The sequence below is a fragment of the Corynebacterium provencense genome, from assembly GCA_900049755.1.
Classification (GTDB): Bacteria; Actinomycetota; Actinomycetes; order Mycobacteriales; family Mycobacteriaceae; genus Corynebacterium; species Corynebacterium neomassiliense.
This window is the reverse complement of record LT160593.1, coordinates 926,688-948,909: the sequence shown is the minus strand read 5'-3', so window position 1 is coordinate 948,909 and position 22,222 is coordinate 926,688. Positions and strand designations below refer to the sequence as shown.

Here is a 22,222-nt window from a genome sequence, read left to right as displayed (position 1 = left end):
CGCTCTCGGCCGCAGACTCAGAACAGGCGCGGTGGAGCCCTTCAGCCGGGACCGCGTCTCCGTGGACCCCGACGCCGTGAGGGAAGCTTCCCTGCCAAAATGTCAATTTTAGGGCATTTATACTACACTGCGGAATGGAAGACATGGATCCGACGCCCGTTCCCTTTCCTGGAACGGGTATTGACCGTGGGTGACACTGACTCGAGGAGTGGTAATGGTGTCGGGATACTACAGCGACTACCAGAAGGAGACGCTGCGCAACCGGGAGGAGAGCAACCGGCTGCTGCAGGATCAGAATGCCCGGCTCTAAGAGCATAATGTCTAGCAGACCAGGAGATTCCTCGCTGACCGGGCGCACCACGCTGTCGTGAAGAGCCTGCTCAGTAAGGGTAACGACCTGGCGAACGATGGGAACGCCATCAGGGTCCAGACCCTTGACCGGATCAGTGACCTCAACCGCGCCGTCGCTCGGGGGAATGACATCCGGAGCAACCAGGCGGCATCACAGAGGACGATCGCGGACGCGTCGAAGCGCAGCGCCGGCGCGCACTGTGCGCGCTGGAGGGACGGGGCGGGCCGGGACTACTACTACGGCTGGCGGCCCCGTGCGCGGAGGTACGTCAACGCCTATGGGGGTGTCAGTGGTCTATGGCAGGGACTTGTCAACCAGCAGATACGCAAGAATGTGGAGAATCTGTCGTCCTGGAAGTGGGACGCCTGGCCTGACGACTGCTTCGTGACCGTAGTGTTCCTCGCCAGACCTGCGGGTCCGGATGTCCCCTCGGTGACGGTGAAGATTCCGGAGTCACTGCCACGTCGGAAGAACTTCACGCAGTCCTGGATCTTCAAACTTGTGCCGCGGGCCGTCGGTGCCAGCCCCGAGGTGAAGGCACAGGCCAGGAACTCAGGTTAGGGGACATACCTCTCGATGGGGCTGTCCCTCCTCATCTTCTTCGTCCTGTTCCTGTTCCTGAACCTGACCGGAGGATACCTGGGGTGGATTCTGCTTGCGGTGGTTGTCGCGTCAGAGGCGAAGAAAGCCTATGACCGGTGGAAGTTCCGCACGCGGGAGCAGGCGGAGCGCGAATGGCGGGCCCAGGTGGCTGCACGTGATGCTGCGGTCGAGGAGGGCGCGGTCCGATCACCAGTGGGACATGCGGATTTCCGCCGAGGCAGCAGAGGCGCACCGGATTCTCGCCGAACAGATCGGCGCAGACATCAATGATCCGGGCTGGCAGACAGAGTGGGCGAGCCGGGCCACCACGCAGATCCGTCAGCGTATCGACCGGATCATCGCCGAGGAACAGCTCAATCCGCCGGCGATGGATGAGGTCCCGACACTGGAGCCGCTGGAAGCGAAGCCGCAGATTTTGGCCGTGTACCGGGCAGACCTGGGTGCTGCGGTCAGCGCGGCGAACGATGAACTGAAAAAGCAGGCACAGAACTGGGGGACCGGCCGCAGCCTCAGAACAGGCGACGGCCCTTCTGCCGGAGCCGGATCACCGGATTCTTGCCCGCCGCGCCCAGCTGGAGCACCTGGTCGGTGAGTAGCTCGGCAACCCGGAGATCGGTCGGAGTGGGGGCGTCCCCACTGACGGTCATGCGGGGTAGCCAGGCGTTGTCCGGGTCCGGTGCACCCATCTCGACCAGCCGTTTGTGCTGCACATCGATCCAGTAGCCACGCTCGGCCATGTAGCGGGTGCGGTGGCCCTCGAACTCGTCGCCCCGCCAGGCACCGTCAGGGATGCGGAACACGTAGGGGCACCACCCGTAGCGGGAAGGAACGATGTAGGTGGTCTCCGGCTTGATACTCCAGTGACCGCGGGCCGAACTCCACACCTGGTCCGGTCCGTCGGACAGGGACATCCCCAGGCGCAGCCGTTGGTTACGGTCATCGTCTGCCGGCACACCAGGGACGACCGTCTCCAGTTCGCCGAGGTCAGAGGCATCGGTGATGTGCCAGCCCAACCAGGCCTCCTTCGCATCCGTCCACGGGCCGGTGGGGTCGTCGACGACGCGTGAGGGCAGTGCTTTGTCGGCATTTCGGGGCAGGCGCTGCCGCACCGGGTAGCCCCACAGCCGGGGAGGCCCCATGCGGAACAGGACAACGGTCTCGGAGGGCAGTTGATCGTGGACGTGGTGACGGGTGAGGGCGCGTCCGGCGACGATCCGGTCGAGGATCCACCGTGCCCGGTCCGCCTCCATCTTCCTTTGCGGTGACGGGCAGAGTTCCATGTCCGCGAGGCCGCGGGTGACCAGAAGTTCGATGAGGTCGGTGACATCGATGACGTCGGTGAGCCGGTCGGTGAAGGCGTCGTACCTGTCGTATCCGCCGAGTGCGGCGATACGGCGCACCAGGTCGGGGGAGAGGGTGAGCCGGTTGCGGGCACCCTGAAGCTCCGCGGCCGTGAGGCCACGCTTTCTGGGGTCCTGGGGCATGGGTTCCTCGCGTGATGTCGGGTGAGCGGTGTCGTCGTCCGTCGTACACATGACACTCTAGTCGCGGGGTCCGGGGACAGTCCTCCCCTCGGCCGCGTCCGCCAGTCCGTCGACGTAACCGTTGTCGAGCGCCCAGGGGACCGAGGTGGCTGTCGCGGTGCTGACCGCCAGACCCAGGAGCGGGTCGGTGACCGGGAGATAGCCGCCGGATGTCACGGCGGGGATCTCCGCGAAGGTGGGCTGGGCCTCCAATGTCTGTCGTGCCCGGTCACTGAGGTGCCAGACGACCAGGATGTCGGCGTCGATGTCGGTGAGGGTCTCCAGGCCGCGGGGAACATGGAAGGACGGGGAACTGCAGGGTGTCGTCGGTGAGGTGGCGAATCCGAGTCGGCGGAGGACGGCGTACCGGGCATCTGTCGCCGGTATCTCGCGGAGCCTGGTGCCGTCGGTGTTCACGGCAAACGTGACAGTTCGTCCCGCGAATTCCGGATGATCTCGAGCGGTCTCCGACAACGCCCGGTCGGTGGCGTTGATCAGTGACTCAGCGGCCTCCGACCGGCCGAGGGCGGTGCCGACTCTCCGGGTGAGGTCCTCCCACCCGGTCTGCCAGGGTCTGCCGGGGTAGCCGACGGTCGGGGCGATCTCTGTCAGGCGGGCGTGTTCCTCGGTGGTGATCCCGGAGCTCACCGCGAGGATCACATCGGGGTGCAGTGCGGCGATCGCCTCGTAGGGGATCTCGTCGGGGTTCAGTAACTCCGGGGTCTCCGCGAAGGCGTTCTTGTTCCACGGGAAGACCGCGCGGTAGTCGCCGGTGTCGTCGGAGATCTCCTGGATTCCGACGGGGGGGACGCCGAGGGCCGCTGCGACGTCCGAACTTCCCCAACCGAGGGTGACGACGCGCCGGGGCTGTCCGGTGATGGTCGCGCTGCCGACGGAGGAGGTGACGGTGACGGGGAAGGCGGCTGCTTCGGCGGCAACTGCCGCATCTGTCGTGGATGAGGCGGAGGGGTGGTCCGGATCTTCCTCCGGTGGAGAGGAGGTGCAGGACGCCATGCCGAGCACGAGTACGGCGGCGAGGATTGAGGCGGAAACATTCGTTATGTGGTTGGGGTGGTAGGGCGGGGACATTAACTTGGTGGTGAGTCCGAGGTGACGTGTTATCGGCATGAAAGGGATGGTATCACTGCAGGTCAGAGTGGTGTCTAGTAGATGCGGTGATCGGTGGAATCTGTGATGCTCCGGGGTGCTCCCTGGGGAATATTACTCAGAGCCATGGTAATGTTTCGGCCATCCGTATTACTATCCAGCCGAGACTAAGGACATGACAGGGAGGAAGAGTGACATGTTGGACCCGATACAGAACGGGAGTGACCCCGGGGACGGAGTTCCGGGCGAGGGGCAGCAGAGCGGGACCGCGGGTGGCGGCGTCCTCGGTCGTATTGAGACCACGGTGTGGTCGCAGGACCCGAGAATCCTCGTGACGGGCGTTGTGGCAGTCGGCCTGATGCTCATGCTGCTGTTCGGTGGGATCGCCGGGGCGATCGGGGCGAACTCAGCGCGCAATGACACGGTTCCGACAGACTTCGTGGGGTACGGCATGGAATACACGGGTGAGGGTGAGATGACATACGGGGACTTCATCGACGGTCGGGAAGAGGTGGAGAATGGCCGGCGGGAGTCTGCCGGTGGTCTCGGGGAACTGTTGTTCGGTGGGTCGCTGGACAGTGTGTACGAGCAGGGCAGGGCTGCCATGCTGTCGGCGATCGACAAGGCCGAGGACCACGTGAACTCCGCCCGGACCACGTGGCGCATTGTCGGTGGTCTGCTGGGACTCGTGGTCGCAGGTGGCGTGGCCGCCGGCGGGTACTTCTGGCTGCGCCGTCGGCCGGGAGTCTCAGTGACCCCGGTCATGCCGTCCAGGTCGACTGGACCGCGCAACGACATTCCCGGTCAGCGCTGGTCAGGAGGGCTGGACCGATGATCGATACGACGACGGCAGGTCTGAAGAAGCTCCTCGTCGCAGGAGTCGCTGCACCGGCTCTGATTCTCGCGGCCTGCGATGGCGACGACGGGGGCGGTGCCGCCACCACCGCAGACACCACACAGGGTGCCGCAGCAGAGGAGGTCACCACTCGGACGGTGACGGTGACCGAGACAATGTCGGAGGCTGAGGCAGTGCCGGATGACGGGGCAGCGTCGGCGGCCGGGGACGACGCATTCTCGAACTCCGGCGAACCTGCTGCCGACGATGTGCAGGAACCGGACACGGGGTCGACACTCGACCCGGACCTTCCTCCGTTGTATCCGCAGGCGGTCGGGACGTGGATCCGGCACGGTCTGAGCCTGGAACTCAACGAGGCCGGTTTCGGGTATGTCCAAGGCGCTAACGGAGCGATGAATACCGTCACCTACCAGGTCCGCTGGTCCGGTCAGACCAGCGAGATCGACATCGAGATCCTGGACATGACCCGGTCTCTAGGGGACGTCACCTCTGCGTCCGCAGGACTGTCGACAGGCAAGGTGATCCACGCCTCGGTGGAGGGTGACCAGATGTACCTGGACGCCTTCAACGGTATGCCGGTGTGCAGGGACACCGGCGACTATTCGGACTGGGCATGCTGAGCATGGCGCCGGACCGGATCCGGAGAAACTCCGTCACACTGTGTGCTGCAGCAGCTCTCCTCCTCGCCGGTTGTTCCGAGGACGGTGACTTCACGGCCGGCGGAGATGCTGCGCAGAGTGGCCCAGACCACCCGACCACCACCTGGACAATGACCGTGACCGAGACCACTGTGCCGGCCGAGGAACCGGTATCTCTCTACGGTCCTGCGGTCGGACGCTGGTCCGATCATGGAATCGTCATGACGTTGGCGGAGGACGGTACCGGTGACCTGGAAATCTGTTCCGGAATGATCAATCCGGCGAACTGGGACCTCACCTGGAGCGGCTCCGGACCTGACATCGACATCGTCGTCGGTCAGATGACGCGCGAGGCGGAGAAGATGAACCTCATCAGGGAGGTCACCCCCGGTCAGGAACTTGCGGCGAGCATCCTCGAGGAGGAGGAGCTGGAACTGTTCAGCTATCTTCCTGAGGGCTCCTGGATCCTCAGCTCCACCGACCCTGTTCCCGATGACTGGGAATGCGGTGGCCCCCCGATAGCAGGAGCGGAGCAGGCGTCATGAGCAACACCTGGGGCAGGCCACCGCAACAGGACGAGTCTGTGTACGAGGCTCCCGTCGGGCCGGAGCCCGGTGGCGGGCAATGGAAGTGGGGCGTCCTCGTCGCCGGAGCAGTTGTACTTGTCGGCGCGGTTGCTGTCGGTGGCGGAAGGGCCATCGTCGGCGGCGGTGGCGACGGTGATGTGACCGCGGGTCCGGGTTTCACGGCGGCGCCGACAACGACCACGGCCGATGACGCTGACGGCGGTGATAACACTGACGCCGCCGACGGTATCGACGGCGCAGAGGCAGAGCTGACAGCCGCCGAGGTCGTTGTCACCGAGACCGTCACGGTGCAGCCGGAGAAACCCCGGGCGGCTCCTCTGCCGGCACCGGAACCGGACGCCCCGGCACAGCACTCCGCTCCGGCACGGAACTCCTCCGGCGGAGTTCCCACCTGTGACGGGCGGGGCGTCCTCATCGTCAACTCGGTCATGGGGAACAGCCCAAGCTTCGACCGGGAGGTGAGCACCGCGCTGTCGCAGAACCCCGGTGCGCTCGTCCTGCCGCCGGACACGTGTCCCTCGTTACGGTCCTACACGGACGGGACGTCGGTGACGGCTGTCGTCATCGACTACGGGGACGACCTGTCGTCGCTGTGCACCGCGGAGGCTCAGGGACGCGGCAATGCCCGCCTGCTCAACTCGGACACGTCCTACAGCTCGCCGTGCTGACCGGCCGCTGCCGGGACGCGGACATTCGTTGCCCCCGCGGTGGTGAGCCGGGGCCGTGTCCCTGGTCAGGGCATGATCGGCGACGGTCAGGAAATCGGCAGGGGACCGTCCGTCGCGTCACGGGTTCCCGTCGGGGAGGTGCCAGCCGGAACACTGACACTGGGGTCCGTCAGCACATGAAACCCCACATGGACCACGAGAGGAACGGCACCGTGCCCCGACATCTCCGCGACCGTTTCCGCAGGCCCGCTCGCCCCGTCAGTTCCCCCGCCGACGTCCGGCCCGTCGTCTCCCCCGTCCACCGGAGCACGTTCGTCACGCACCCCGTGGCGACGGGCCGGTGGCGCAGCGTCCGGCGCCAGGAATCGACAGACCTCAGTACAGCATCCCCATCACCTCACGCACCCGGGTCAGCGTGGCGTCCGCGACCTCGTTGGCCCGCTCATTGCCCTCCCGCAGCACCGACATGAGGTAGCCGGGGTCGGCCAGCAGTTCAGCGCGTCGCGCGCGATGCCCCGCGAGGTGATCGTTGACTGCCTCGGTGACCACCCGTTTGAGTTCGCCGGCCCCGGCGTCACCGATCTCCTCGGCGATGTCGCGGGGGTCCCTGCCGGTGAAGCCGGCGGCGACGGTGAGCAGGTTCGCGACCTCGGGGCGGCGTTCCGGCTCGAAGGTGATTCTGCGTTCAGCGTCGGTCACCGCGCGGCGCAGGATCTTCGCCGTCTCGTCCGCGGTCGCTCCCAGGGGCACCGTGTTGCCCCGGGACTTGCTCATTTTCCGGCCGTCCGTGCCGGTGATCATCGGGGCGTCGGTCAGCAGTGCCTCCGGCTCGGTGAACACCTGCTCACCGCCGGCGTAGCGCTCGTTGAACCGGCGGGCGATGACGCGTGCCTGCTCGATGTGCGGCAGCTGGTCCTGGCCCACGGGCACGACGTTGCCGTGGCAGAACAGAATGTCACAGGCCTGGTGCACCGGATAGGTGAGCAGCAGTCCCGACATCGCCCGGCCGTCTGTGGCCGCGAGCTCGTCTTTCACTGTCGGGTTGCGGTGCAGTTCCGCCTCGGTGACCAGCGACAGGAACGGCAGCATCAGCTGGTTCGCCGCCGGTACCGCCGAGTGTGCGAAGATCGTCGTCCTCGCCGGGTCTATGCCGGCTGCGAGATAGTCGGCGAGGACGCCCCGGACGTTTCCCTGCAGGTCGCCGAGCGAGTCGCGGTCGGTGATGACCTGGTAGTCGGCGATGAGCAGGAAGGTGTCGATGCCTTTGTCCTGCAGTTCCACCCGGCTGCGGACGGTGCCGAGGTAGTGCCCGATGTGCAGTGCACCGGTCGGTCGGTCGCCGGTGAGGACGCGGAGCCTGCCCCGGGCCGGGGCGTCGGCCGGGTCCGTGCTGTCGATGAGCTGCCGCAGGCGGTCGCTGCGTCGGCGGGCTGCGGTGAGGGAGGCGTTGTTCGTCATGTGGTCTTCTCCTGGGAGGTCATGTCTCCACGGGGCGGGCGGCACCTGACAGAAAGAAGGACGCCGCCCTCGTGTGGAGGCGGCGTCGAAAAATACGGGTCATCCGGCAGCTGCCTGTCTAGGACAGCCACCACCATGCGCGGGGCCGGCAGGATGCGCCGGTGCAGGATGAACTCACGGAACTCACCTTACGCTCTCAGCCTCTCGGAGCGCAGTCGGGCCACTTCCCCTGACAGCTGGTCGGCGAAAGCTCCGGTCATGGGCGGCAGTTCGGAAGGGGCACATCCCACGGCGCGGGCCAGCAGCAGGTCCGCCAGCTGCGGGTTGCGGGCCAGCACGGGGCCGTGCATGTATGTCGCGATCACTGGTCCCTGTACCGCTCCCTCGTGGTACACCTCGACCTTCGCCTGCTCCGGGGTGAGTCCGGCGTGCAACGCTCCGTGGGCGTCGGTGTTGCCTGTGCCGTGGATGACCCGACCCAGCGGTGCGGCGTCTGGTCCGAGGATCGTGGCCCCCTGGTGGTTCGCGAATCCGGTGAGGGTGTCCGTCAGTTCATGCAGGTCCGCGTTCTTCGGTTCCGTGTTCTCCGGGTCCGTGCCCTGTCCCGTGCCACCGGTTTCCGGGGCCACGGGCGTGGACCTGAGTTCGCCGATCATCCTCTTCTGCAGGGAGGAGGTCGTCGCGTCGATCAGTCCGAGACCCTCGACGGTCCGGCCGGAGGCACGGAAGGACCGGCCGAAGACCTGCAGGCCGGCGCAGATCGCCAGGACGGGGCGTCCCGCCGAGACTGCCCGGGTGATGCCCCCGTCGGCGATGAGGTGTTCGGCGGCGAGGATCTGGGCGACGTCCTCACCACCGCCGACCGTGTACACGTCGAGTCCCTCCGGGACGGGTTCCCCGAGCAGGATGCGGTGGATTTCGGCGTCGATGCCACGCATCCGGGCGCGTTGTCTCAGAACCAGGGCGTTCCCGTCGTCTCCGTAGGTTCCGAGAACATCAGGGAGCACAAGTCCGATCGTCAGGTCACTCATGGCGTCCTCCCTGGTTGCTCCTGTCCGGCGATTTGCCGGGATCTCTGCTCAGTGACTTGTTGAGGTCCCGGAACGCGGTGTAGTTGGCGAGGACCTCGACCCGCCCCGGTGGGCAGGCGCGGACCGCCTCGAGCATGTCGGGGACGGTGACGTGCTCCACTCCCGCATAGCCGAGGCGTACCGCCAGGTCAGCGGAGCGTTCCCCGGAGGCGACGACCTTCAGGGAACCGAAGTTCTCGAAGACCACGTCCCAGAGCCAGGACAGGTCGGTTCCGTCGGCGACCTGACCGTTCACGGCGATGACGAGGCCGTCGGCACTGCGGTCAACCATCGACAGTGCCTCCTGCCAGCCGGCCGGATTCTTCGCCAGCAGCAGGTGGACCTCCCGGCCCGCGTACATGACGGTGGAGTACCGACCTGCGACATTGTCCACATGTTCCGCCGCGGCGACCGCGTCGGGTTCACCGACTCCCAGAGCGACCGCGGCGGCGACCGCCTGAGCCGCATTTCCCCGGTTCGCGTTACCGGGCAGGGTCAGGGACAGGTCCCGGGTCCCGCCGGGGGTGTGGAGACCCTCCGCATCGACCGACCAGGTCGGGGTGGGGCGCCGGAACTCACTGCCGTCCGGCAGGGGCTTCACCGCGTACCAGTCCGGGGTCCCGTCCGGTTTCTGCGTCCTGACCACAGCACCGCCGGTCCGCGGGCAGCTCGTGGAATCGCCGGTGAAGCCGACCCCGGCAGACACCCACACGACGTTGGGGCAGTCCCAGGCCACGGAAGTGACCTGTACGTCATCGCAGTTGGCCACGACAGTCAGGTCGGGGCGGGAGTTGACGTACTCACGGAGGACCTGTTCGATCCTGTTGATCTCACCGACACGGTCGAGCTGGTCGCGGGAGAGGTTGAGGAGGACGAGAACACTGCACTCCAGTTTCGCGGCGATGTGCGGGACATGGAGTTCATCGACCTCGAGGATGATTCGGTCGGCGTCCCGCCCCGCCAGGAGTGCGGAGATGACTCCGGCGTCCATGTTGTCGCCACCGTCGTTGGTGCACACGGTGCCGATGCTGCGGACCGCTTCGGCGAGCATCCGTGTTGTCGTGGATTTGCCGTTGGTGCCGGTGACGATCGCACAGGGACGCCCCCGTCCGAGACGTTCCATCAGTTTCGGGTCGATGAAGTCGGCGACCAGGCCGCCGATCATTCCTCCGTTGCCCCGGCCGGCCTTCCTGGACGCCCAGGTGGCCACGTCAGCGGCACGGACAGCGAGTGAGGTACGCAGTCCCATCGGAATCCTTCCTATCTCTGCTGGTCAGGCTTGGTCTGTCGGTCTGCTCCGGAGCGCCGGCGACGCCGGGGCGCCGACCGGTCCGGTTCGGGCCCGGTCGCACCACCCTGTGCCGGACGGTCCTGCCGGTCCTGCCGGTTCTGCTGTCCGTTGTCACTCCGGGTGGAGCCGGCCCCGCGGGAACCCGCCGCACCACGGCGACGGCCGCGGTTGCGTGACCGCTTACGGTTCTTCTTCACGGCTCCGTCCCGGGAGGGGCCGCCCTCCGGGGATTCTGCGGTGGACTTCGGGGACGCCTGCCCTGCAGACTTGCCGCCCTGCCCGCCGGACACCCTGCCGCCCTGCTTCTTCGCGCCCTGTTTCTTCATGTCACGGGGCTTCCCGCCGCCCTTCCTGTTCCTGCCGCGGCCGTGACCACCGCGCTGCGGGGCGGGTATGCGCGGTGTCGCAGGTCGTGGATCAGGGTCCTCCAGAGTCGTGGAACCGGGCGCGACATCCTCCAGTGCGGCGAGGAACTCTTCGTCGCTGAACAGGGGAATGTTCTTCCTGTGTGCGTGCATAGCCTTGCCCCGCAGTGCATGGTTCGCGTTGCACACCACGAGGCTGGAGGTCCGGTTCAGTTTCTCGCTGTAGACGAGGCCCTCACGCAGTCCCGCGGAGATGAGCACGTCCGGGTCGGTGGCCACGTCGGGGCTGACGACGAATTCCATGCCCTCGACCAGGGAACCGGGATGCGTGGACTCCGGCACCCCGGGGTTACCGAACGGTCGGGGAGCGGTCGTGGCGTCCACCCGGACGGCGGAACGCTGCAGGCCGAAACGGTCGGCGGTGAGGTCGGCGGGCACGGAGGACTGGATGGTACCGCGCCCGGCGTCCGCGAGATCTTCCTGGACAAGATGCAGAGGCATGAGGATGCGGGCGTCGGCGAGCAGAAGCTCGTCGGCACCGGTGTCCGACCTTGCCTCGGACGCCGCGGCGCCGAGTGCCGGCAGTGCGGACTCCGGGAGTTCGAGCCCTTCGTGGTCCCGGTAGTACCCGGCAATGCTGCGCAGTCGTGGATCCTCCACGGGAACTGACTGACGTCTGGCGGTGGCGAGGGTGTCGACGATGCGTTCAGGGACCGGGACGTTGATCCTGCGGGGACGCCGGGTACTGCGCCGGCGCCCCCTGCCCCCGGACTGGGCCCCGGACCGGTTGGCGGCCCGCTGCGCTCGACGAAACTCCTGCACGATGAAACCCCAGGTCACGGCAGTGCCATGGCAGATGAGTGTCCGCCCGTCGAGCAGGGTGTACAGCAGGGGGGCCACAGTCGCGAAACCGGGCGCCTGTCCCAGGTCAGCTTCGGTGTAACCGTGGAGGTGCCACGGCCCCGGGTCCTCCCCGGGGTTGATCTGCTGCACCACACCCGTGAGTTCGACAGTGCCGTCGGCGGGCACGGCCGCCGCGTCCGCCGTGCCGGCTCCGCCGGTATTACCGGAGGATGTGGGGGGTGGCGGGTGAAGTGGGCTGTGCGGAGGCGGGAATCTTGCTGTGGACGACGATGAGGGGGTGTGGGGGGACTATCTCTTTTAAGCATCAGGATGTGTGTACTGCGGCGACTCCGACGAGCCGTGAGGTGGTGGGGTGGATTCCCGAGGTCGCGATGGTGAGGGAGATGAACGGGGCGGCCCCGGCATCGGGAATGTCCCCGTGGAAGGTCTTGGGGAGCCGGGTCGGGCGGTCGCGGGACGGACGGTCTGCGGGGGATCTGTCACCTCTGCGCGCAGGGTCACCGGTTCCGCGGGTGCCGTCGGCCTGTTCGAGGACACGGGTGGACGGTGGTGCCGCCCGCCGGTGGACCTGGCGGCGTCTACGTCGACGGGACCGGCCGGAAGAGGAGGAAGCGGACGCCCCGGTCGTCCCGGAGTTCCCGGTTGTCTCGTTGTCCGGGCCGGTGGAAGTCATGGAGCCATCATACGGTCCGGTGTGTCGGCCGTCCTAAGCACCGGCGGTGAGCCGCCCCGGCGACAGTTCAGGCAGTGCCGCCGACAGCTCCTCCGCGGTCATGAGACCGGAGTCGCGGACCACCTCGGGAACACTGCGTCCGGTTCTGGCGACCTCCCCGGCCACCTCCGTCGCCCGGCCGTAGCCGATCCAGGGCGACAGGGCCGTGGCCAGGGACGCCGAGGACCACACCCTGTCGCGCAGACGTTCCGCACGGGAAGCGTCGCAGGTGATGCCGTCGATGCAGCGTACGCGCAGTGTCTCCAGAGCGCGGGTGAGATGCTCCAGCCCCTGGAACAGGACATGGGCGATCACCGGTTCGAAGGCGTTGAGCTGCAGCTGACCGTTGTCCGCGGCCATCGACACAGTCATGTCGAAACCGGTGATCTCGAAGGCGACCTGGTTGACGACCTCCGGGATCACGGGGTTGACCTTCCCCGGCATGATCGATGAGCCGGCCTGCACCGCAGGTAGGGCGATGTCCCCCATCCCTGATCCTGGTCCACTGGAGAGCAGTCGCAGGTCGTGGCAGACTTTCGAGGTGTTCAGTGCCGCCCTCTTCAGTCTCGCGGACAGGTCGACGAATGCTCCGACATCGGGGGTTGCGGCGACGAGATCCGGGGCGCGGCGTACCTCCAGTCCGGTGAGTCCGGTGATCTCCGCGATCATTTCGGCGGTGTAGCCCTCGGGGGCGTTGAGACCGGTTCCGATGGCGGTGCCGCCGATGTTGAGTGTGCGCAGTCCCGCAGTGGTGGAGAGGAGGGCGTCGGCGTCCTCCCGGGCGAGATGGGCGAAGGCGGCGAACTCGCGGCCGAGGGTCATGGGCACGGCGTCCTGCAGCTGGGTCCGTCCCAGCTTGAGCACGCCACTGAACTCGGCGGCGCGGCGATCCCAGGCGTCGGCGGTGAGTCGCAGCTCTTTCACGGCTTCGTCGACGAGGGAGGTCAGGGCGATCTTCACGGCCGAGGGGTAGACGTCGTTGGTGGACTGGGAGCAGTTGACGTCATTGTGGGGGTCGACCACGTCATACCTTCCCCTGGGAAGGCCGAGGTGTTCCAGTGCGATATTGGCGATGACCTCGTTGGCGTTCATGTTGGTCGAGGTGCCTGCCCCGCCCTGGATCATGCTCAACGGGAAGAGCTCACGCAGACGGTCGTCGAAGGCACCGCCGCGCAGCTTCCTGCACGCGGCGACGACGGCGTCCCTGACCTGGGGTTCGACCAGTCCGTGACGGGCGTTGACGACGGCGGCGGCTTCCTTGAGCACTGCCAGTGCCCTGACGAGAGGGGGGCAGTCACCGACGGCGGTGGCGGAGACCGGGAAGTTCACGAGAGCCCGGCCGGTGTGGACACCCCAGTACCGGTCGTCGGGGACCTCGACGGTTCCGAGGAGGTCACGTTCGGTGCGGTGACCGCGCCGGGCGGAGGTCTCCGGTGCTGCGGTGGCAGGGTCGGTGGCAGGGTGGGTGGCGGTGCGGACGGCCGGGTCGGTGGCAGGGTGGGCGGCGGTACGGGTGACGGTCATGGTGTGGTCCTCTCAGGAGTGGTGCGCCGGGGTGTCGGCGGTGGTGACGTCGGCGGTGTGCCGCGGTGTATGACCCGGGGTGTGGCCCGGTGTATGGCCCGGGACGCGGAAGAGGTCGGGGACGGTACCCGTGCCGGTGACGAGTCCGGCCGCGAGCTCTCCGATGAGGGGGGCGAACTTCGCTCCGTGGCCGGAGCAGGGCGAGACGACGGTGATGCCGTCCGCTCGGTCGATGAGGAAGTTCTCGCCCGGAAGATTGGTGAACAGGCAGGTGGTTTCGGCGTAGGGCTCCGGGACAAGGCCGGGCAGGTGGCGTGTCACGTAGCCGGTCATCCGTCGGCGGTTCTCCGGGTCGATGCGGCCGTCCTGCAGGGACGCCGACCTCATTTTCCGACCGGCGTTGTACTCCGCGATCTTCTGGCCCCGCCATCCGGCGTCCCGCCCTCCGGGGAGGCTGTAGACCCTGGTGTCCCGGGATTTCTGGATGAAGGTGGGCCAGGTCGTCCCGGCGTCCTCTGGTGTGCGGCCGCAGTCTCTGCTGTCCCGGTAGGGGAAGTGGTAGGCGTTTTCCTGGCTGACCCGGGGTACCGGCAGGCGGTGGAGGAATGCGGAAGGGAGGTCGGCGGCTGCGGTGATGTCCGCGACCCATCCTCCGGCGGCGATGACGACCTGTCCGGCCTCCAGAACGTCTCCGGTGGTGGAGGTGACGGTGTACCCGGCAGCACCGGTGCGGCGGCGGACCGAGGCGGCCTCCCAGTGGTCGAGGACGAGGGTGTCCCCGGTTCTGCGGGCCAGGTCCAGCTGGGCGTGGACGGTCGATTCAGCGTCGATGACCCCGGCCCCCGGGTGCCAGAGGACGGGGGAGGACGCCGTGGGGTCGTCCCCGTCGCCTGTCGTGTCGAAGACGATCCCGGGCCACCGGTCCGACGCCTCGGAGACGGTGAGCAGTTCGTGCTCCACTCCGGCGTCGGAGAGCACCCGGGCGAGGGCGGCGGGGTCGCGGACGGTGCCGAAGTCGAGGGAACCGGATGGGGTGATGAGGCGCCTGCCCGTCTGCTGCTCGAGGTCATCCCAGCCTTTCCGGGATTCGACGACGAGAGAGGTGTAGAGAGGGTCGGGGTAGGAGTACCGGAAGATGCGGGCGGAGCCGTGTGAACTGGCTTCTGCGGAGGCGGGAATGTCACGGTCGACGACGATGACGGAGTGTGCGGGGCCCTGTCCTGCGGACAGGGCCCTGGCCACGGCGGAGCCGGAGAGTCCGGCACCGATGACGATCACGTCTGCCTGCAGGCCGGTGCGGGTGGCGGGGGTTTCCGGGTTACGGTCGGTGGGGCTGTCGCTCACGGATGATCCTTGTTCCTGGGCGGGGATGTGTCCGGCACACCATGTGTTTACTAGTATGATGTGCTGATGCATGACAGTAAACACCCGGTGGTGGCGGACCGCCAGAGGGGACGGGACTTTTAACCTGCCGGAAGCATCCGGAAGTGTCCGTAAGTGTCCGGAAGGATGACGAAGGCCCGGTTCCGTGGAAGGAACCGGGCCGGCGTCAGACAGGATCAGGCGACGGGCTGCGAATACGCCCGGTTGACCGCCGAGGTCATCGCTTTCAGCGACGCATAGGTGATCGAACCCGCGATACCCACGCCCCACACCTTCTGACCGTCGACCTCGGCCAGCACATACGCGGCGGCCTCGGCATCGTCGCCGGCCGTGCGGGCATGCTGGCTGTACTCCTGCACCTCGAAGTCGACCCCCAACGATTCCAGGGCGTTCGCGTAGGCGGCCAGGGGACCGTTGCCGTGACCCTGGATGGTGCGGTGGGCACCGTTCCACTCCACCTCCGCGGTGACCTTGGTCTCGGAACCTTCAGTCTGCGGGCCGTCCACGGTCACCGAGATCTGCTCCAACGGAGCGGTCCGGTCCAGATACTCCCCGGAGAAGATGTCCCACATCGCCTTGGAATTGACCTCACCGCCCTCGGCGTCGGTGACGGACTGCACGACAGAGGAGAACTCGACCTGCATCGGCCGCGGCAGTTCCAGGCCGTGGTCGGTCTTCATGATGTAGGCCACCCCGCCCTTGCCGGACTGGGAGTTCACCCGGATGACCGCCTCGTAGCTGCGGCCGACATCCTTGGGGTCGATGGGCAGGTAGGGGACGGCCCACTGCACGGCACGGAACTGTCCGTCGGAGATCTCGTTGGCGTGGTGGCCGGGCCACGCAGACTCCGCCATCACGTCGAGGCCCTTGTTGATGGCGTCCTGGTGGGAACCCGAGAAAGCGGTGAACACCAGGTCACCACCGTACGGGTGCCTCTCCGGCACCTCCAGCTGGTTGCAGTACTCGACCGTACGGCGAATCTCCTCGATATCGGAGAAGTCGATCTGGGGGTCGACCCCCTGGGTGAACATGTTCAGCCCCAGGGTCACCAGGTCGACGTTCCCGGTTCGCTCACCGTTGCCGAACAGGCAACCCTCGATACGGTCGGCACCCGCCATGTACCCCAGCTCCGCGGTGGCCACCGCGGTCCCGCGGTCATTGTGCGGGTGCAGGGACAGGATCACCGAGTCACGACGGTCGATGTTGCGGTCCATCCACTCGATGGTGTCCGCGTAGACGTTGGGGGTGGTCATCTCCACCGTGGAGGGCAGGTTGATGATCATCGGATGGTCCGGGGTGGGTTCCATGATCGCGGTCACCGCGTCACAGACCTCCTTGGCGAAAGCCACCTCGGTGCCGGTGAAGGACTCCGGAGAGTACTCCCAGCGCCAGTTGGTGTCCGGGTAGTCCGCAGCGATCTCCCTGATCAGCGTCGCGGCGTCAGTCGCTAACTTCTTGATCGCCGGCTTCTCCTTCCTGAACACCACCCGGCGCTGCAGGATCGACGTGGAGTTGTAGAAGTGGACGATGACGTTCTTCGCACCTTCGCAGGCCTCGAAGGTCCGACGGATCAGATGCTCACGGGCCTGGACCAGGACCTGGATGGTGACGTCGTCGGGGATCATGTTCTTCTCGATGATCTCGCGGACGAAATCGAAGTCCGTCTGTGAGGCGGACGGGAAACCTACCTCGATCTCCTTGAATCCCATGCGCAGCAGCAGGTCGAACATGCGGCGCTTACGCTCCGGGCTCATCGGGTCGATCAATGCCTGGTTGCCGTCACGCAGGTCGACCGCGCACCACTGGGGGGCCCTGTCGATGACCTTGTCCGGCCAGGTACGGTCCGGCAGCCGGAAGTCCTCCACCTCGGTGAAGTGCGGCTGGTAACGGTGGACCGGCATCTGTGAGGGACGCTGCCGGTTCCAGGACGGCTGGTCGGCCGGGATCTCACCGGCCGGGGTGTCGATGTGGGCCGGGGCGGAGATGAACGAATCGGTGGGGGTCACGGTGTGCTCCTGATCAGGTCTGACGCTGGCGGTGCGTCTCGGTGGAAAACTCTCGACACCGACCGGCGCAACTCAACCCCGCGACGGGGAGCCGGTCGGTATTACACCCTGACCCCGCCGCGGCAGAGAAGAAGAAGCTGACCGCGGAACGTGTTCACGGCGACCACTCTAACCCATCGGCGCCGAAGAGTGTGACACGGCCCATAGGACACACCATATCCGGGGGGATTCCTGCGAGGCTTCGCTAACCTCAGGGGCGATGAACAGCCACGCCCCGGGAGCCCGCCCCGCCACCAGCCCCGCCACGAGTCCAACCACCAGCCCCACCACGAGTCCAACCACCAGCCCCCGCCGTATCCCCGTGGTCCCGGTCGTGGCGCTCGCCACCACAGCCCTGCTGCAGACGGTGCAGTTCCTCTCCATGCAGATCGCCGGCTCCCGCCGGGGAATGTCCCTGACGGAGGTGCTGATGCAGTGGGACTCCCAGTGGATGACCCTGATATCACGACACGGCTACTCAGGATTCTCCATGGGCACTGCCGGCCAGCCGGGAGGGGAGCCGATCCAGTGGCAGTCGGTGGCGTTCTTTCCCGGCTACCCCTTCCTCGTCCGGACGGTCGCCGCGCCGGTCAGGTTCCTGACCGGCGCCGAGATCACTTCCGGAGCGGCGGTCGGAGTGTCGGTCGTGGCGTCCTTCCTCATGGTCTGGGGGCTCGGACGCCTCGCCGTGGACGTCCTGTGGCCCCGGGTACGGGGGATGCGGGGACGACAGGACGACGCCACCGTGACACCGGCGGGCCCGGTCACCGAAGGACTGCTGACAGCGTCGGCAGGGGTCCTGGCGCTGGGGGCGCCGATGGCCGTGGTCTATGTCATGCCGTACTCAGAGTCCCTCTTCACCGCACTGTCGGTCTGGACGGTGTACATGCTGCTGCGGGGGCGCCACCTCACGGCGGGTGTCCTGGTGTTCCTGGCGGGCCTGACCCGCATCACCGCCGTGGTGCTCGTGCTCACCCTCTTAGTCGCCGCCGTCGTGGAGCTGTGGCACTGGTGGCGCGCCGGGCGGGGAGCGGACACCGCCGGCCGGGTCGAGCGTGCCTGTGCCGCGCCGGTGATCGGGGCTCTCGGGACCGCCGGCTACATCATCTGGGCCAACCGACAGACCGCGGAGATCGGCGGCTATTTCGCCGCCCAGGAACGAGGCTGGCACTCCGGCTTCGACTTCGGCGTGGCCACCTGGGAATGGGTGACCACCAGACCGTTGAACATCTTCTCCCACGGCGTCGATGACGGGACCATGCCGGGATACGCCATATCAGGGTGGTCGATGATCCTCGTGGCCGTGCTGTGTGCGGTCTCCCTGTGGCCGCTGCTGACCGGGACGATCCCCTGGCAGCTGTGGCTTCCGGCCGTGGCAGTCGCAGGGATGACGCTCGGGTCGGACGGAATAATGCACTCCCGGCCGCGTCTGCTGCTCATCCCGGTGCTCTTCCTTCTGCTGCCTGCGGTGGTCCGCGGTGTCCGCGCGGTGCGGTCCGGAGCTGTGCGACGCCCGTGGTTGGCAGGGGTTCCGGTGGTCGTCGGCGTCACCTGGTGTGTGGCCGGCACGCTGGTTTCCGCGGCGATGCTCGTGGACTTCGCCTACGCGATATAGCCGGAGACATGCACGATGAGGACATCCAGGTTGAGGTACCGCCTGCCTCAGTCGACGCCGCGACGTGACAGAACCACTGTGCCGACGATCATCGCCGCCAGCGCCGCAGCCATCACCAGCCAGCCGGTTCCGTGGACCTGGAACTTCTCGCCGAGCAGGGTGTAGCCGAGGATGAACGCGACCACTGGCTCGGCGATGGTCATCGCCGGCAGGGAGTTCTTCAACGCCCCGGCATTGAAACTGAGCTGCTGGATTCCCGTCCCGACCGTCGCGCCGGTGATGAGTCCGTAGATCTCCCAGCTGGTCACCAGGCCGTGGACGCCGTCGGTGGTGAAGATGTCCACCACCGCCTTGGAGAGCACGGCGACGTACCCCATCACCGCTCCGGTGACCAGCCCCAGCAGCAGTGCCTTCTGGTTGTCGGGTCGGCGCCCCGCGGCCCAGCACACCGCGGCGAGGCCCACGACACCCACGCCGAGGGCGATGATCCAGGCGTCCAGGTCCGGGACCGAGCGCCCGGGAAGGGGTCGGCCCATGATCACGAGGACGCCGACAGCGACGGTGAGCAGGCCGGCCCAGAACATCTCCGGGCGTGAGACCCGGCGGCCGTCAAACTTCGCGGATAGGGGCAGGGTGAACATCAGTGACAGCACGAGGATCGGCTGGACGACCAGGAGCGTCCCGAAGCCGAGGGCGACGATCTGCAGTGCGTACCCCGTCGCCGCGCACAGAAGTCCTCCCCACCACTTCGGCCGCATGACGGCGGCGAGCAGTGGGGAGCGGTGTGCGTCGTCCGGGTCGCCGGAGGTCTGCTCCGCAGTCTGGTGCCTCAGGACGGTGCCCCAGGCGATGGTGAGGGCGGAGAGCAGGGCGAAGACGACAGCGAGCGCGTTGCTGTGCATCATCAGGGAGCCAGGTTATCTGACCGGGGCCCCCGACGGAGAGTTACGTGGCAGATCGGATGCATGTCACTGCCCCGTCAACTCTCCTTCTCTGCCCCCTGCCGCCGCCCCCTGCCGCCCCCCCTGCCGCCGCATTTCTACTTGGCGAAGTAGTCCTCGATCTGGTCGAGGATGTCCATCGCACTGAAGTAGTCGATGCGGAAGGCGGACGGGGCGAGTTCGAAGACCCTGTCGTTGCTGACGGCGTAGGTGCCGGCCAGGTTCGGGACTGCCTTCAGCTTGTCGATGACCGGTTCCTTGCCGTCGACGTTGATACCCAGGACAGTTTTGCCGACGAGCCCCTTGTCGGCGTTCTCCGCGGTGACCTGACGGACATCGGTGCGTCCGGCGTAGCTGCCGTCGGTGCGGGCGACCCCGTCACCGGGGACGTCGAGGTCCCAGCCCAGGTCCTTGACGATCTCGCCCTGCGCGGATTCGGCGGTGAAGAAGTTGACCGCACCTTCCTGGGCGGGGATGACCACGTTGACCGGCTGTTCCGGCTTCTCGATCTTCTCGGTGACCTCCCTGACCCGGTCGTCGTAGCTCTGGATCGCGTCGGCTGCCTCGGCTTCGTGGCCGGTGATCTCGCCGATGCTGGTGGTGATGTCGCCCCAGGTCTTGTCGGAGTAGTCGAGGACGACCACGGGGACGCCGATCTTCTTCAGCTCCTCGTACTGTGCGGTGGCGGTGTCTGCGCCGCTGGCCGACACGAGAATGAGATCGGGGTCCTCTGCCGCGACCTTCTGCAGGTCAGGCTCGAGCTGCCAGAGGGCTTTGACGCCTCTGTCGTCGGCTTCCCCTGCCCACTGCGTGAAGAATCCCTTGTCGTCCGAGGTGGGACCGACATTCGCCCCGCCCGAGGCCACGACGGGGGCGTCGACGGCCAGGAGCGAACCGGTCAGTGTGACGGCGGTGGAGACGATCTTCTCCGGCTTCGCCGGGATCTCGACCTTCTCGGTCTCCTTCGTGGCTTTGCCGTTGCTGACGACGACGGAGTCGACGGACCGGGGCCAGGTTCCCTGGTCGTCTGAGGCGTCCCCGGTTTCCGTGCCACCGGCGGCACCGGTCGTCCCGGTCTGGGACGCCGAGGTTCCGGACTCTCCGGAATCGTCGCCGGAACAGGCGGCGAGTCCCAGCGTGAGGACGGATGCAGCTGCGGCTGCGACGACGGCCCGTGCGGGCCTGTTCCGTCGGAGCGGGAGGGTACGGAAGTTCATTGTCGCGGACTCTCTTTCTCGTGGATCGGACTGTACTGGTGCGCTTCCCCGAAAGGCACGCGCGGTCCAGAGTAAAGAAAGACTGGCCTTACCGGTACCACCAGGTGGAATGTTCAGAATTTTGATAGCATCCTCTAAGTAAAATATTCATCAGAAAAATCTCTGTGCCGCACCGTTGCGGGAGTTCGGGTCTCCCGGCACCGGAGCGACCGGATCCCGGACGCCCCCGGCGGGAGGTGTCCGACGGTGGGGGAGCTACTTCACGAACAGTTCGTCGACGCGGTTGAGCATCATCATCGCGCTGTAGTAGTCCATGCGGAACAGTTCCGGCGGCATCGTGTACACGCGGTCGTTCTGCACGGCGTAGGTGCCGCTGAGTATCGGAAGGCTCTTGAGATACTCTGCGGGGTCTTCTCCGATACCGGAGTCAATGGCGAGCACCGTGTGCCCGACGAAGGCCTTGTCCTGGTTTTCAGCGGTGACCTGCCTGACATCGGTTCGACCGGCGAAGGGGCCGTCGGAGCGGGCCACGTCGTCGGGAACGGTGAGGTCCCATCCGAGTTGGGCGGCAACCCGTCCCTGCGGCGACTCGGCTGTCATGTAGTTCGCGTTACCGCTCTTGTCGGCGCTGGGAAGGACCAGGCTGACCGGCTGCTCCGGATCATTGATGTTGTTCTTCACTTCGTCGACCCGTTGGTCGAACTCGCTTATCCGGGCGGCGGCGTCTGCCTCCCTTCCGGTGATCTCACCGATCTCTGTGGTGAGCTCCTTCCAGTCCATGTTGACGTAGTCGATGACGACCACAGGGACGCCGATGGCCTGGATCTTCTCGATGCCGGTTACGGCGGAGTCCTGACCGTTGGCGGCGACGAGGATGAGATCCGGGTCAGCGTTGACGATCTTCTCTAGGTCAGGGCTGAGCTGCCACAGGCTCTCCACCCCCTTCTCCCGTGCTTCGTCGGCCCACTGGTTGAAGAACCCCTCGTCATTGTCTGCGGTGGAACCGCGGGTGGCCCCGCCTGTCGCGGTGACCGGAGCGTCCACCGCCAGGAGAGTTCCTGTCAGTCCCACGGCGGTGGAGACGATGCGCTGCGGCTGGGCAGGGATCACCACATCCTCAGTGGCACAGGTGGAGATGTCCAGCTGGTTCGTGCAGTCCAGATGGTGGTTCTTCACTGCCAGCGAGGAGACGGTGCGGGGCCAGGAACCGTCCCCTGATGATGATTCGCCGGTACCGTCTCCGGTGTTGTCCGAACAGGCCGCAAGTCCGGTGGTCAGGGCCACCGCCGTGGCGGTGGCGAGAATGCCGCGCAGCCTGGGGCGCAGCCTGGGACGCAGATCTTTCTTGAACATACTTTGCTTCCTCCGGGGTAGCACGTCAGATCAGAAGCGCGGGGTGGGCC

20 protein-coding genes are annotated in these 22,222 nt (G+C 66.8%); 7 read left to right on the top strand and 13 right to left on the bottom strand.

Going from position 1 to position 22,222, the window contains the following annotated elements:
• The first annotated feature begins 367 nt into the window (after positions 1–367).
• Both BN3906_RS10720 and BN3906_RS14565 read left to right on the top strand, forming a co-directional pair.
• Positions 368–913: a hypothetical protein gene (locus BN3906_RS10720; protein ID WP_066588148.1), complete on the top strand. Its 546-nt coding sequence runs from the start codon at positions 368–370 to the stop codon at positions 911–913.
• Positions 914–1,154: 241 nt separating this feature from the next.
• Positions 1,155–1,547, top strand: coding sequence for a hypothetical protein (locus BN3906_RS14565; protein WP_147592923.1), 393 nt, complete (start codon positions 1,155–1,157; stop codon positions 1,545–1,547).
• Here BN3906_RS14565 and BN3906_RS10710 read toward each other — a convergent pair.
• Positions 1,465–2,439, bottom strand: coding sequence for a hypothetical protein (locus BN3906_RS10710; RefSeq protein WP_066589838.1), 975 nt, complete (start codon positions 2,437–2,439; stop codon positions 1,465–1,467). The genes BN3906_RS14565 and BN3906_RS10710 overlap by 83 nt on opposite strands.
• A 57-nt stretch (positions 2,440–2,496) precedes the next feature.
• Entirely contained in the window at positions 2,497–3,606 is a 1,110-nt protein-coding gene (locus BN3906_RS10705) for an iron-siderophore ABC transporter substrate-binding protein (protein ID WP_078057370.1), read from the bottom strand.
• Positions 3,607–3,781: 175 nt separating this feature from the next.
• Here BN3906_RS10705 and BN3906_RS10700 point away from each other — a divergent pair, with 175 nt between their 5' ends.
• From BN3906_RS10700 to BN3906_RS10685, 4 genes are read left to right on the top strand one after another with little or no spacing between them, the layout of a single operon-like run.
• Positions 3,782–4,420 (top strand): hypothetical protein, encoded by a 639-nt coding sequence (locus tag BN3906_RS10700; protein ID WP_147592921.1) that lies wholly within the window; start codon positions 3,782–3,784, stop codon positions 4,418–4,420.
• On the top strand, positions 4,417–5,061 hold the full coding sequence (locus tag BN3906_RS10695) for a hypothetical protein (RefSeq protein WP_066588140.1): 645 nt from the start codon (positions 4,417–4,419) through the stop codon (positions 5,059–5,061). The genes BN3906_RS10700 and BN3906_RS10695 overlap by 4 nt, the downstream gene beginning before the upstream one ends.
• Positions 5,055–5,624, top strand: a complete 570-nt coding sequence (locus BN3906_RS10690; RefSeq protein ID WP_147592919.1) for a hypothetical protein — start codon at positions 5,055–5,057, stop codon at positions 5,622–5,624. Before BN3906_RS10695 ends, BN3906_RS10690 begins: the two co-directional genes overlap by 7 nt.
• The gene (locus BN3906_RS10685) at positions 5,621–6,334 is read left to right on the top strand and encodes a hypothetical protein (protein ID WP_147592917.1); all 714 of its coding nucleotides are present in this window, start codon (positions 5,621–5,623) and stop codon (positions 6,332–6,334) included. The genes BN3906_RS10690 and BN3906_RS10685 overlap by 4 nt, the downstream gene beginning before the upstream one ends.
• A gap of 375 nt (positions 6,335–6,709) precedes the next feature.
• Here the strand turns inward: BN3906_RS10685 and trpS are convergent, their stop codons facing one another.
• From trpS to leuA, 8 genes are all read right to left on the bottom strand, one after another.
• Positions 6,710–7,792 (bottom strand): tryptophan--tRNA ligase, encoded by a 1,083-nt coding sequence (gene trpS / locus BN3906_RS10675; protein WP_066588130.1) that lies wholly within the window; start codon positions 7,790–7,792, stop codon positions 6,710–6,712.
• A gap of 188 nt (positions 7,793–7,980) precedes the next feature.
• Positions 7,981–8,823, bottom strand: a complete 843-nt coding sequence (locus BN3906_RS10670; protein ID WP_066588128.1) for a type 1 glutamine amidotransferase — start codon at positions 8,821–8,823, stop codon at positions 7,981–7,983.
• The gene (locus tag BN3906_RS10665) at positions 8,816–10,111 is read right to left on the bottom strand and encodes a MurT ligase domain-containing protein (RefSeq protein ID WP_066588126.1); all 1,296 of its coding nucleotides are present in this window, start codon (positions 10,109–10,111) and stop codon (positions 8,816–8,818) included. The genes BN3906_RS10670 and BN3906_RS10665 overlap by 8 nt, the downstream gene beginning before the upstream one ends.
• 11 nt (positions 10,112–10,122) lie before the next feature.
• Positions 10,123–11,547 carry a hypothetical protein gene (locus tag BN3906_RS10660; RefSeq protein WP_066588123.1) on the bottom strand — a complete coding sequence of 475 codons (1,425 nt, stop codon included), beginning with the start codon at positions 11,545–11,547 and terminating at the stop codon, positions 10,123–10,125.
• Between the two features lie 139 nt (positions 11,548–11,686).
• Positions 11,687–12,055 carry a hypothetical protein gene (locus tag BN3906_RS10655; RefSeq protein WP_066588120.1) on the bottom strand — a complete coding sequence of 123 codons (369 nt, stop codon included), beginning with the start codon at positions 12,053–12,055 and terminating at the stop codon, positions 11,687–11,689.
• Between the two features lie 33 nt (positions 12,056–12,088).
• On the bottom strand, positions 12,089–13,618 hold the full coding sequence (locus BN3906_RS10650) for an aspartate ammonia-lyase (protein WP_078057369.1): 1,530 nt from the start codon (positions 13,616–13,618) through the stop codon (positions 12,089–12,091).
• A gap of 12 nt (positions 13,619–13,630) precedes the next feature.
• A complete protein-coding gene (locus BN3906_RS10645; protein ID WP_066588117.1) occupies positions 13,631–14,962 on the bottom strand; it encodes an FAD-dependent oxidoreductase in 1,332 nt (443 codons plus the stop codon).
• A 215-nt stretch (positions 14,963–15,177) separates the two neighbouring features.
• Complete coding sequence (gene leuA / locus BN3906_RS10640) at positions 15,178–17,007, bottom strand: 2-isopropylmalate synthase (RefSeq protein ID WP_066588115.1); 1,830 nt, start codon at positions 17,005–17,007, stop codon at positions 15,178–15,180.
• Positions 17,008–17,266: 259 nt separating this feature from the next.
• Here leuA and BN3906_RS10630 point away from each other — a divergent pair, with 259 nt between their 5' ends.
• The gene (locus tag BN3906_RS10630) at positions 17,267–18,661 is read left to right on the top strand and encodes a putative hexosyltransferase (protein ID WP_261796971.1); all 1,395 of its coding nucleotides are present in this window, start codon (positions 17,267–17,269) and stop codon (positions 18,659–18,661) included.
• 47 nt (positions 18,662–18,708) lie between these two features.
• Here BN3906_RS10630 and BN3906_RS10625 read toward each other — a convergent pair whose 3' ends face one another.
• From BN3906_RS10625 to fepB (BN3906_RS10615), 3 genes are all read right to left on the bottom strand, one after another.
• Positions 18,709–19,563, bottom strand: coding sequence for a DMT family transporter (locus tag BN3906_RS10625; RefSeq protein WP_066589836.1), 855 nt, complete (start codon positions 19,561–19,563; stop codon positions 18,709–18,711).
• Positions 19,564–19,700: 137 nt separating this feature from the next.
• On the bottom strand, positions 19,701–20,819 hold the full coding sequence (gene fepB / locus BN3906_RS10620; protein ID WP_066588104.1) for a Fe2+-enterobactin ABC transporter substrate-binding protein: 1,119 nt from the start codon (positions 20,817–20,819) through the stop codon (positions 19,701–19,703).
• A 255-nt stretch (positions 20,820–21,074) separates the two neighbouring features.
• Positions 21,075–22,172: a Fe2+-enterobactin ABC transporter substrate-binding protein gene (gene fepB, locus BN3906_RS10615; RefSeq protein ID WP_066588102.1), complete on the bottom strand. Its 1,098-nt coding sequence runs from the start codon at positions 22,170–22,172 to the stop codon at positions 21,075–21,077.
• Positions 22,173–22,222 lie beyond the last annotated feature (50 nt).